This window comes from Motiliproteus sp. MSK22-1 (genome assembly GCF_001968815.1).
Classification (GTDB): Bacteria; Pseudomonadota; Gammaproteobacteria; order Pseudomonadales; family Balneatricaceae; genus Motiliproteus.
In genome coordinates this window covers 118725-129706 of sequence record NZ_MIEQ01000017.1, presented here as the reverse complement: position 1 = coordinate 129706, position 10982 = coordinate 118725, and the positions used below count along the sequence as shown (strand labels likewise).

At 43.9% G+C, this 10982-nt stretch carries 11 protein-coding genes; 5 read left to right on the top strand and 6 right to left on the bottom strand.

Features of this window, described 5'->3' with window-relative positions; all coding sequences use genetic code 11:
- Positions 1-93, bottom strand: a 93-nt coding sequence (locus BGP75_RS27695; RefSeq protein ID WP_143820948.1) for a transposase, incomplete at its 3' end; no start/stop codon positions are given.
- Between the two features lie 886 nt (positions 94-979).
- Between BGP75_RS27695 and BGP75_RS01190 the strand changes: the two genes are divergently transcribed.
- Positions 980-2176 carry a polysaccharide pyruvyl transferase family protein gene (locus BGP75_RS01190; protein WP_076714199.1) on the top strand — a complete coding sequence of 399 codons (1197 nt, stop codon included), beginning with the start codon at positions 980-982 and terminating at the stop codon, positions 2174-2176.
- Between the two features lie 238 nt (positions 2177-2414).
- Here the strand turns inward: BGP75_RS01190 and BGP75_RS01185 are convergent, their stop codons facing one another.
- On the bottom strand, positions 2415-2804 hold the full coding sequence (locus BGP75_RS01185; RefSeq protein ID WP_076714197.1) for a hypothetical protein: 390 nt from the start codon (positions 2802-2804) through the stop codon (positions 2415-2417).
- 184 nt (positions 2805-2988) lie between these two features.
- Here BGP75_RS01185 and BGP75_RS01180 point away from each other — a divergent pair, with 184 nt between their 5' ends.
- Entirely contained in the window at positions 2989-3408 is a 420-nt protein-coding gene (locus BGP75_RS01180) for a DUF4112 domain-containing protein (protein ID WP_083704558.1), read from the top strand.
- Between the two features lie 87 nt (positions 3409-3495).
- On the opposite strand, the gene BGP75_RS01175 is transcribed toward BGP75_RS01180, so the two are convergent.
- Together BGP75_RS01175 and BGP75_RS01170 are read right to left on the bottom strand one after the other, a co-directional pair.
- Positions 3496-4224, bottom strand: a complete 729-nt coding sequence (locus BGP75_RS01175; protein WP_076714195.1) for a hypothetical protein — start codon at positions 4222-4224, stop codon at positions 3496-3498.
- Between the two features lie 32 nt (positions 4225-4256).
- The gene (locus BGP75_RS01170) at positions 4257-4712 is read right to left on the bottom strand and encodes a YHS domain-containing (seleno)protein (protein WP_076714193.1); all 456 of its coding nucleotides are present in this window, start codon (positions 4710-4712) and stop codon (positions 4257-4259) included.
- 324 nt (positions 4713-5036) lie between these two features.
- On the opposite strand from BGP75_RS01170, the gene BGP75_RS01165 reads away from it, so the two are divergent.
- Together BGP75_RS01165 and BGP75_RS01160 are read left to right on the top strand one after the other, a co-directional pair.
- Entirely contained in the window at positions 5037-5279 is a 243-nt protein-coding gene (locus tag BGP75_RS01165) for a hypothetical protein (RefSeq protein WP_143820947.1), read from the top strand.
- 198 nt (positions 5280-5477) lie between these two features.
- Positions 5478-6395, top strand: coding sequence for a DoxX family membrane protein (locus BGP75_RS01160; RefSeq protein WP_076714189.1), 918 nt, complete (start codon positions 5478-5480; stop codon positions 6393-6395).
- A gap of 153 nt (positions 6396-6548) precedes the next feature.
- On the opposite strand, the gene BGP75_RS01155 is transcribed toward BGP75_RS01160, so the two are convergent.
- Positions 6549-7319, bottom strand: a complete 771-nt coding sequence (locus tag BGP75_RS01155) for a helix-turn-helix transcriptional regulator (RefSeq protein ID WP_076714186.1) — start codon at positions 7317-7319, stop codon at positions 6549-6551.
- A gap of 114 nt (positions 7320-7433) precedes the next feature.
- Between BGP75_RS01155 and BGP75_RS01150 the strand changes: the two genes are divergently transcribed.
- Positions 7434-8327 (top strand): SMP-30/gluconolactonase/LRE family protein, encoded by an 894-nt coding sequence (locus tag BGP75_RS01150; RefSeq protein WP_076714184.1) that lies wholly within the window; start codon positions 7434-7436, stop codon positions 8325-8327.
- Between the two features lie 74 nt (positions 8328-8401).
- On the opposite strand, the gene BGP75_RS01145 is transcribed toward BGP75_RS01150, so the two are convergent.
- Positions 8402-10756: a bifunctional diguanylate cyclase/phosphodiesterase gene (locus BGP75_RS01145; RefSeq protein WP_076714182.1), complete on the bottom strand. Its 2355-nt coding sequence runs from the start codon at positions 10754-10756 to the stop codon at positions 8402-8404.
- Between the last annotated feature and the right edge of the window lie 226 nt (positions 10757-10982).

Here is a 10982-nt window from a genome sequence, read left to right as displayed (position 1 = left end):
TGAAACTTCAGCTATCGATGCATCTGGTTGAAGCGCTAATGAAACGGCTTCGCGCTTGTACTCTTCGGAATATTTTCTTCGTGTATTAGACATGTAAAAACCTCGTTAAAGTAGATTATCTACTCTTAACTAGGTGTCCGACAAATCGGGGTAAAACCAGTTTGTTTTGGATACTATTGATTTGCTAGAATAACAGATTCCGATCCTGTTGGTCGGGGGTTCGAATCCCTCCAGGCGCGCCAATTTATACCTTAACCTCCTTTTTATCTTCTTCAATTCTCCACGAGAGCCAGCTTAGCCACAGGCGCGCGTCGACCATTTACGAGTCGGGAGAATATTTAGTCACGTTATTGTCGCGAAAGCACTCAACCAATCTGGCATTTTGCCACCTTTGTGAAGAATTTGATGCCCCTGTCACACAGGTGAAATATAACTCCTGTACTAATCAACGAATAAGGGTAGATGCTCCTAGATCTTAGTACTTGGAACGCTTCTGACTTCAGAGGAGAGAAATATAAACCATTTACATTGTTGTGTTCTCCATTTTCTGGTGCGGTTATTTATATATTAATATAAATATATTTAAATTCGTTATATTTCACTTGTTTTATTTGCAATTTTGATATTTTTATTAATTCAAGAATTTTTATTTTAGAATTTATAATCTGTTATTTAACATATTTACCTTGCAGAAGATCATAAAAGTATAATATTATTGGAAATTATTATCACAGCGTATATACAATTTTTCTGTTTATAAGTTGCTGACTAATTTTCCTAAAGGATTCTCTCCATATGAAATGATACTATCAACAATAATTATTTTATTCTATCGAAGTCTTATTGAGAGTAAAACATATTAACAAAAATGTGATTTTCTTAATATGTTTTATATATAATTTCAATGAATTAAGCATGAAATTTATAAAGTAACACTTATGAAAGTATGTAACTATCATTTCTTACTGGTGAATTATTAATGAAAGATGTCATTCTATATGGGGCTTTTGATCGGCATAATTATGGTGATCTTCTATTTCCGATAATAATGAAGAGATTGATAGAAAACAGCGACACCAATATAAATGTCATGGTGTCTGGAATGGTAGAAAGTGATCTATTAGATTATGGGGCATTGAAAACTGAGAGTATAAAGGACTGCCTTAATAAATCAGGTTCCGATGCGGTAATTATTCTTGCGGGTGGGGATGTTATCAGCTGTGACTGGTTTTCAGCTATCAGTTATCTTATCCCAGACAAATTAGAGTATTTTTTCGAAAGAGTCATTTTCAGATTTTTTTCCAAACCATTGCTAAATGTGGCTAAAAAGTATGTAGGTGTGCACTCGTACTTCCCTTTTCAGCCAGATAAACGAGAACTGATCGGCTCTCGATCTGTTATCTATAATTCAGTAGGGGCCACTGGAGTATCAGGTGTGTCAGGTGATGCAATATCAGAACTGACATCAACTTTGGGAATGGCTTCCTATATATCTGTTAGGGATACTTTTTCCAGAGATAGTGTTAAGGACGTATGTGATCTGGATGTCGAAATGTCTCCTGATTCCGCTACGATGATGGGAGAAGTCTTCTCAGTTGATGAAGTTTGTAGCCGAACCAGTAAGGATGTTAATGATTTAATCACTAAGTTGGACAACGGGTTTATAATATTTCAGATATCTAACGCACATGCACGCGTATATGGGAACGAATTTTCCAGTGCTATATCTGATTTATACAAAAAAATTGGTTTACCCATAGTTTTTATTGCTATCGGCAATGCCGCTGGTCATCGTGATATTGATGGAATACGCCGAATTACACAAGAGCTCAGTCCAGAAGTTGAATATTATACTTACGAAGAGGGTGGTGTTTTTGACATCATGAACTTAATTCGATGCGCATCTTGTTATTGTGGTACAAGCTTGCATGGGCTTATTACTTCCATGTCGTTTTTGACACCTCGCGTAGGACTGCTTCCAAAGCTACGAAAGCAAGTTAACTACATGAATACTTGGGATCTTCCTGAAATGCCTCGTGGTGTTTTACCAGCGGAGTTATCCGATTCTGTAGTTAAAGCAATGTCCTTTAAAGAAGAAGAGCTGCAAGAATTGAATCGTGAGTTAACATCGAAGTACAGGGATACTTTTGACAAGATAATTAAAGTACTGGGATAGGGTTGTTGAACGCTTTTATTTCAGTGTTGAAAAACCAAGAAACCTGCGAATAAGTCCCTGATTTTCTCAGCGAGCCTTTTGGGGCCCAAGGGGCCTGTTCGTAGGTTCTCTAAGACCAAACTCAACAGCATCGTCTTTCTGTGATCGAGCTTTAATATCGATGGCTCGAAGCAACTTTGCTGTTGGCGCTGGTAACGCAATGGTAGGCAACCTGAAAAGCCCTTTCGCTGGAAACCCTTTAATGCCGCCTGAGGGCAAGATAGATGTAGTGGTTTGGTTGCGAACTAGGTCTGCCTGCTGAGCCTCCGCCTGTGTTTAAACAGCGATTTGGATCATTGCGCATGTAGTGGTCATTCAGAGTACTTTCAAGTTCACTGACCAGATGCTCAGAGGTTGACTCGAAAAGAGCCCAATCTTCCGTCAGCTCCCAATCAGTTTTTTTATTTTTATAGCGGCGATAAATGGCTTGAGTTGCATTCGAACCACTACCTTTACCAATGTAATAATAGGTGACTCCGCGACCTGAGCGGCAAATTGCAGAAATACTACGTTTAAGGTGTTCCAACGCAACATCGTAGTCGACGGCTGTACTTAGGAACTCTCCAAACTGAACATCGAACTGGTTCAACTGCAGACTCCTTCTTTTAAGCTAAAGAAATAATATGTTAAGTATAGAAAACCAAAACGCTATTTTCTCGACAAATCACCTATGTCACTCTGTAGGCAGTCAAGACCAGTTATCCTATTGGCCAAACCTGACAACAACGACAGACTTATACTTTGAATGGGATCACCCACTTTAGGCTTAATTGATGAGACTCTCTAAAACCAACTCCAGACCGCTTCAAGGCGAAGCTATTGAAAACAGCGACCCGAAGCATTCCTCTGAAACTCAGCAGGAGCTGGATCGACTGGATCGCCTGGCAACACTGCTGGACGCTGCATTTCGTGTTCCTGGTACTCGCTGGCGATTCGGCCTGGACGGGCTGATAGGGCTGATACCGGGAGTTGGAGATGCCTTTGGGGGGATAACCTCTCTATATCTGATATCACGAGCCTGGCGTCTGAAAATTCCCTTTACCACATTTATTCGTATGTTGATCAATGCCGCGCTGGAGTTTGTGATTGGTTCGATTCCCCTGATAGGGGATCTGTTTGATTTCTGGTACAAGGCTAATCTACGTAACATCAAGCTGCTACAACAGGCTCTAAAGGATAAAAATCGAGTTTAGGGCAGCTCCCAAGTTAGCTATTGCTGATACTGAATCAACCCTACCTGACAGGTATTCGTGCATCCCATTCAGTTAGTACGCTTTCGCTCAGTCATTGTTCAATCGAATGATGGTACCCTGTTGAGAGAAACCAGCATATGGAGTGGTCTTTGGTTCGATAAAGGAATCCGCTCCTTGCTGATATTTAATGGATAAGGTTTTTAACAGATCTTCCCAGGCAACTGAGACTGCATTTCCTGCATCGTTCAGAAGCGGAGCTTGCCATTCCCGCAGGTATTCAGCACTCTCTTGAAAGGTACTGACCGTTGTCTTTTTCAGGGATTGATAGGAGGCTGATACAGCATTCTGGGCCGCTGCAATCTGTGCTTCGATATCCATACCGCACAGTCTCTCTTGATCCGGATCAGATGCTGACTCTTGTCCAAAAAGGTCTTTCTCAAAAGCCGTCATATCCTTGGCATCCTGGCACAGTTCATGGATCTCGAGCGCCATGACAGACCCCACAACAAGAGTACCTGAAACAGGGAGTAAGGTTGCTCCAGCTGTAGCGATTTTCCGATTTGCTCTAATCAGTGATTTTTTAACCACTCTATTTTTTCTCGCGGCTACTTTTTTCTTGGCCGCACTGATCTGACCAGACAACATCTTATTCTGCTTAATCAGTCGTGCGTTATCCGTTTTGAGAGCAGAGATTGCCTTTAGCGACCCCAGATTACGGTAGCGGGTTAGCTCATCAAGCAGACTCATCGCTGAATTAGCAACAGAACCAACGGCAGCAGTGACTCCCAAAAGTGCCACCAGGACAATCTTTTTCATCGCCATCCCTCCCTTATTCAGTTTTGATGCTTTTACTGTAACTTCTTCCAGGCCTGATCGGCTTCTGCCTTATAAACTTTCCAGTCCCCGTTTAACCAACGCTGCCGACCTCGTTCCGCATAAAAAAGATGTAATTTATCACCGAAAAACTCCCAGACAGTCCCATCTGTCGGTATCAGGCCTTCCCCAAGGCTTAACGCGTTGGAACAATGCCCATTGTATTCAGGTCGATAGCGCAGTGGATCAGCAGCAAACTTATCTGCTGAGGCCTGAGAGGCGAAATACCACTGAGCATTGTTCCACTCAACTAAAAACTTTTTGCTGCCGCTCACTTCTGCATGTTTATTACGAACATCTGCGGAGTGATAAGCAACCGTATCATGCTCACCTATCGCAGCATTACTCCAATAACCAGTACTTACCGGCTCATCGGCGTAAGTTGTATTCAGTCCCAGCAAGAGAATCAACACCGTCAAAATCTTATGCATATCAAACCCCTTTCTTAACCACTAACGACTGCAGTGACATAAACAAAATCATTACCGCAATCTATACCTGCTATTTCGTGAAGATGCAGCACAAGAGACAGGTAACGATTAAGTTAGTTCATAGAGACCCTGTAAGCCGCTGCTGCAAGCCATGAGAGAATTCCAGCAGTGCAGAAAATAATTCGAGACAATTGAAACCATTATAAAAGTTATCGGTCCTAAAACCCGGACAATGATTTTCGGACATGGATGATGCGCAAAGTAACCTCGTTATTTGTATTGTTTTGCCTACAATTTGTTTTGCTGACAAACTTAGCTCTTGCTATGGCCTACGGTGAGGGCAGTCGCTCTGAGATCACTGATTCCGTGTATGCTGGTTCCACTATTTCTGATCCTCTAAAAGAATCTATCTTTGCCAATGACTCAGGGGTTGACCTTTGCCTGCCTGCTGCAATTGTTACTGAAGCAGTGCTTACCAGCGCCCCACTACCGATACAAAACACACACTGGTTTTTTTCATCCATCACCTGGTATCAGCTTAAATCTCCCCGCCCTCCAAACCAGTAATCGATTGCCGTGCTGAATCAAGTTAATTGACAGGTCATTTTTTCGTATCTGGAAAAGCGCTTGGTCCAGCTATAAAAAAGCGCTCCATATTCTCTGATTTTCATTGGAAGAATCCATCGCAGCTGTCAGTTGAATTTGCGATATAGACTCTTCAGGAAGATCAGTTACAAAAATTAAATCGAATACATGGTATAAAAAGTGAAATCGAATACTTTATCCGAATCAAATACTGGATTGATTGCTCTGTTATTAAGAGTTGGACTGGGAGTGGTCTTTATCATTGGTGGGACATCCAAACTCAGTCTGTTACTGAGCGAATCCACTAACAAAGGGATGGTTGACAACTATATGTCAACCAGTGGCTACATCAACGAGCTGTTTCAACAGTTTTTGTTTACTGGCATGCTGGGCAACCTGCTGAGCCCTGGCGGTTTTCTGACCGCACTTTCTACCTTTGAATTAGTCAGCGGTATAGCGTTGGTGGCGGGTCTTTTTGTCCGGCCTCTCAGCCTGTTCTATGCATTTTTGCTGTGGACGTTTGTCATTGCCCTGCCGACCATGACGGTACCCGGGGTAGATATCGGTGTTAAAACCTATACCTCCCCAGCCATCTTTGTTCAAATTCGAGATATCGCCCTGTCTGGTTTTATGTTTGTCCTGTTCAATGCCGGTACAGGAATCAAAAGCATTGACGGTCGATATACCCAAACCCATGCATCGATGGACTGGAATACTATGGGGTTACTATTAAGATCCTCATTGGCAATCGTCATGATTGTCGGCGGGTTCTTTGGCGAATTTGCAAAGATTGCAACCTTTTCAACTCCACAGCTACTGCTTGCAGTATCAGGGCTAGCACTGATATTTGGATCAAAGAGAGTCATCCAGAGCGCCGGTTTCTTAGTCGTCGGCATTATGATCTGGTACATATTCCAGAAGTTCAGCCTGGATAAAACGCTGATCAAGAACCTGAACGGAGTTAAGCGGGAGTTTGCATTGCTGGCAGCGGGTCTGGTGTTAGGTTTATTTGGTGGCGGTGATAGATTTACTGCTGTTGATATACTCGAGCGGACCAAAAACTACATCAGCAATTACTTTCGGCCACGGCTGATCTAAACCTGAACAGAACTGAGCTAAACAACACAGAGTAATATGATTGAATTCTCAGTCTAACCCTGTAAACGACCCTGAGGAGGCTATTCAGCTCTCCTCAGGGTCACTGATAAAACACTAAAAAAACACCCTGGGGACAAAGCCAGACGATACATCCTATTGTTCAGTTCGTTGATGGAACTTAGGCACAGAGAAGTAATGGCTAAGATTAAATGGTGCGAGCGTTGTTACCAGCTTGCAGGGAATCAACTGATGCGCAGAGTAGTACAGCTGATCCAGTGTTGCCTGTTTCTGGAAGCTATCATAAACCTCTTTAACCTCAGTATTGAGCCGATCTACACTTTGCTGACTCAACAGTCGACTGGTTGAGTAGAACGGATAGCCGGCCTCACTGTGTGATGATATGGCCTCCTTTATAAACCCCTGATTCACTCGAACCAGAGTTTGGTGTAGTGGACCATCCAAACGCCAACGAATCGGTCGACTAACAAGAAAATGGACTTGATCGTTCTTCCCCAAACGAACCAGCTCCAATTTCTCCAACTCTCTGAGGTAAAGATAAACATCGGTCTTATCAAGCTGATTCTGGTAGGCAATTGCAGCCACATCAAACTGGCTGACCAACAGCATGAAAAAGGACATCAGACCGGGATCATCTGACAATCGCTTCTCTGTCTCTACAGACAGTTGTGAGGCACTGGTCGAAGGATTATTGTCGATCTCCACCAGCTCAGAAATACTCAAACCGACATGGTCACATATCTCAATCAAACGGCTCAATTTGCAGTCCTGCTCCTGAAAAATACGCTTCACTGTCGGTTCCGACAGCTTCATCATCTCAGCCAGTTCTTTATAGTGAATACCCTTGGCTTTCAGCACTTTCTTCAGCACAGAGAAGAGCCCGATACGCTTTCGTTGACCTTCCATAAGTTAATCCTTACCCCTTTAAAAAGGATCGATTTTTGATACCAATACTACATTTTATTGTAGTTAAGGATCATTTTTGTATTCTTATTTTAATTCTAACGAAAGGAGATCAGGATGCAAACAAACACAGAAAGTACCTTCAAAACCCCGACGCCGATCAAACAGCTATTGGCAGCAGCAACCCTGTTGATCAGCACCACAGCCATATCTGCTCCAGAAGAGCTCTGGACCATAAACAATCTGGATCAACCGGAATCAGTAGTCGCGGACCCCGGCACTGATCTGCTGTATATAAGCAATATTAATGGCAACCCTTTTGAGCTGAACGGAAAAGGGTATATCAGCCGTGTCTCTAAAAATGGTGAAGTCCAGCAACAATTCTGGATTAAAGGACTGGACGCACCAAAGGGTATGGCCGTTGTGGACAACTATCTCTATGTTGCAGATTTAAATAAGGTACATGTGATTAACCTGGAAAAAGGACAGGTAGTCAACCTGTTAAAAGCCCCCAACGCCAAGATGCTAAACGATGTTACAGCAGCTCCGGATGGAACGGTCTATATCTCTGATCTATTGGGTGGTGCCATATATCGGATCAAAGACAACCAACTGCAGCGTTGGTTTACTTCTGAGCAACTACCACATCCCAATGGCGTACTCTGGCATCAGGGTAAGCTTCTGGTCGCTGGCTGGGGCTATCCCCTGAATCCTGACTTTACGACGGCAACTCCGGGTTCCTTATATCAGCTGGATCCCATCAATCCGTCTCTCATTCCGGTTGCCAGTGGCTTCCAACTGGGGAATCTCGACGGCATTGTTGCCATTGGGACTAACCTGTACATCAGTGACTGGATCAGTGGTGAAATGTTTAGATTAGCAGGGAAGGAACGTACCAGGGTACTTAGTTTAGCAGCAGGGCTGGCAGATATTGGAGCCGCTAATGACGTGATTTATGCCCCGATGATGCTGGATAATAAAATTGTCGCCTGGAAGATCGACAACCTGTAATCAGTTCCAGCTGCCAAATACTAAGCGCAGTCAGCCTTATGAACTCGGCTGCGCTTCGGAAAGCTTTACTAACGCTAACCTGACACACTGGCTTCGGGCAGAAAAATTTTTGACTCCACCATCTCTTCAAACTGCTCTAGCGATAATGGGCGACCAAACAGATAGCCCTGATACTGTCTACAACCGTTATCGTACAAAAACTGTCGCTGCTCTTCTGTCTCAACGCCCTCGGCTATCACATCAAGCTTGAGACTGCGAGACAGGCTTATAATAACCTGTACGATTGCAGCATCATCCGGGTCAGTGGTGATATCCCGAACAAACGATTGGTCAATTTTCAGTTGTTCCAGTGGCAATCGTTTAAGATTCGATAAGGACGAGTGCCCCGTACCAAAATCATCCATAGAGAAACATATACCCTGTTCATTAAGTTCCCGCATCTTATCGATACTACCCGCAACATCATCCAGAATCAGACTTTCAGTCAATTCAAGCTTCAGCAAAGCAGGGTTAATGTTGGTACTAACGATAATGTCGTTCACTTCCTTCACAAAGTTAGGCTGCCTGAACTGGCGAGCGCTGACATTAACCGATATATGCCAATGCTTTTTGCTCCTGTGATTCTCCCAAATTTTCAGCTGTCGACATGCGGTTTCCAGCACCCAATGACCAATCGGGATAATCAGGCCGGAATCTTCTGCCAGTGGAATAAAGTCCATCGGCGGTACTAAACCCCGGGTGGGGTGATGCCAGCGTAAAAGAACTTCTGCTCCCCTTATTCCATGCCTCTCTTCGACCTGAACCTGGTAATATAACTCTAACTCCTGATTAACAATGGCTTCTCTCAGATCTGCCTGCAGCGCAACACTTTCTTCCAATGCCGCTTGCATCACCGGATCAAAGAAATGAATCGCATTTCGCCCCGCTGCCTTGGACTGATACATTGCCATATCAGCTTGTTTCAGAATTTCATTTTTATTATTCGAATCTGCTCGAAAGAGGCTGATACCAATACTTGGGGTACTATGGTAGTCCTTTACCTGCACAGGGCCGGACTCAAGCTCAGAATTTAAAATATAGGGCTCACAGAGAGCATGACGTATTTTTTCCGCGACTTCTTCCGCCGTAGCAATCGCATTGGTCTGGTTACTGGTCAGCAGTCCGATCACGGCGACGAATTCATCTCCTCCTAATCTGGCTACTGTATCTTCTTCTCGCAAACAATCCCGCAACCGTGCGGCAACGGCAATCAGCAACTGATCACCCATGTCATGCCCTTGAGTATCATTGAGTACTTTAAAGTGGTCCAGGTCAATAAACAGCACCGCACCATAACAGTTGTTACGGATGCTGGTCGCAATCATCATCTGCAGTCGATCCATCAGCAAACGGCGATTAGGTAACTGAGTCAGAGGATCATAAAAAGCCAGGTTACGAATCTGTTCCTCTGCATTTTTTCGCTCGGTAATATCCCGGCTGACTCCTACCAGCCCAAAAGTTGTACCGTCTTCACCATGAAAAGTTGTTTTCATCGTATCGTGAAGTACCTTACGACCATCCGGATAAGTAACCCACTCTTCATAGCAACGCGCCTTGTCCGTCGCTGCCAGCTCATGATCCTGTAATTCAGTAGGATTAACGTTAACAGCGCCTGTTATTTCAAAATCCGTTTTACCCACAAGGTAACTTTCCGGTCGACCAATATAGTGCTCGAATGCCTGATTGCATCCTAGATAACGCCCTTGAATATCTTTAAAGGAAATTAAATCAGGAAGCGCATCCACTAAACCACGTAACAAACCTCTCTCCCGATCCAATAAATACCGGTTTTCCTTTAACTCCCGTTCAGCTTTACGACGGTCACGCTGACGACGCAACACCAGACCCAACAACATCGTACCAACAGGAAAAATAATAATTATCGGGGGGCCAACCGCCGCAATAATGTTGAAGCGCATACTTTCCGGCATCAGCAGCAGACAGGCTAAAACTGTTAGCTGGATAACAAAACCAAACAAATACAACCTGCGCCAATCCAGAGGCTGATTAAAGCGTTTACTTCCATAGCGCCACGCCAGGCCAATCAGCGCTGGCAAAATAATCACCAACGAACCAACCATTGCCCCTGCCCCGCCTTGATAAATGCGCAACGAGACGGTCATAGCAACAGCAATAAGCGTAGGAATAAAACCAAAGAACAGGCCGCAGAGACTGATCAGTATCCAGCGAGTATCAAAGAACACACCAGGGGTCATTTCCCAGGGAGTGTGCATAACCGCAATACCTAAAGTCCCCACCAACAAACCGGAAAGGAGCTTTCGTTTCGTTCGATTTGTAACCGCATGCAATCCCAAGGCGTCATAGATCACGCCTAATGCAAGGAGGATCGCGGCATTATTCAGTAACCCTGTGAAACTATTGCTATCCATCGGTCCGTTAACTCCCTCTTTTCCCTGACCAGAGGCGCGACCTCCTTTGCTTAGAAGGCAATCCACTGAGATGCAGCAGAACTAAAGCCAAATTTCAGTGCCCCATAGCAGACCAGCAGCACTTAAAAATAAAGACATCCAGCGAATAGGGTTATTTGAATAGTAAAGCTATCAACAGCCTTCCTGTCCAGTTTTGAGTGAGCCTACTATTGTAAAAGTCGTCTTG

Bases quoted from the DNA above. Each gene is read 5' to 3' on its own strand.
- BGP75_RS01165 (WP_143820947.1), top strand. From the start codon at position 5,037: ATGGCCTACGGTGAGGGCAGTCGCTCTGAGATCACTGATTCCGTGTAT.
- BGP75_RS01145 (WP_076714182.1), bottom strand. From the start codon at position 10,756: ATGGATAGCAATAGTTTCACAGGGTTACTGAATAATGCCGCGATCCTC.
- BGP75_RS01175 (WP_076714195.1), bottom strand. From the start codon at position 4,224: ATGAAAAAGATTGTCCTGGTGGCACTTTTGGGAGTCACTGCTGCCGTT.
- BGP75_RS01190 (WP_076714199.1), top strand. From the start codon at position 980: ATGAAAGATGTCATTCTATATGGGGCTTTTGATCGGCATAATTATGGT.
- BGP75_RS01170 (WP_076714193.1), bottom strand. From the start codon at position 4,712: ATGCATAAGATTTTGACGGTGTTGATTCTCTTGCTGGGACTGAATACA.
- BGP75_RS01180 (WP_083704558.1), top strand. From the start codon at position 2,989: ATGAGACTCTCTAAAACCAACTCCAGACCGCTTCAAGGCGAAGCTATT.
- BGP75_RS01155 (WP_076714186.1), bottom strand. From the start codon at position 7,319: ATGGAAGGTCAACGAAAGCGTATCGGGCTCTTCTCTGTGCTGAAGAAA.
- BGP75_RS01150 (WP_076714184.1), top strand. From the start codon at position 7,434: ATGCAAACAAACACAGAAAGTACCTTCAAAACCCCGACGCCGATCAAA.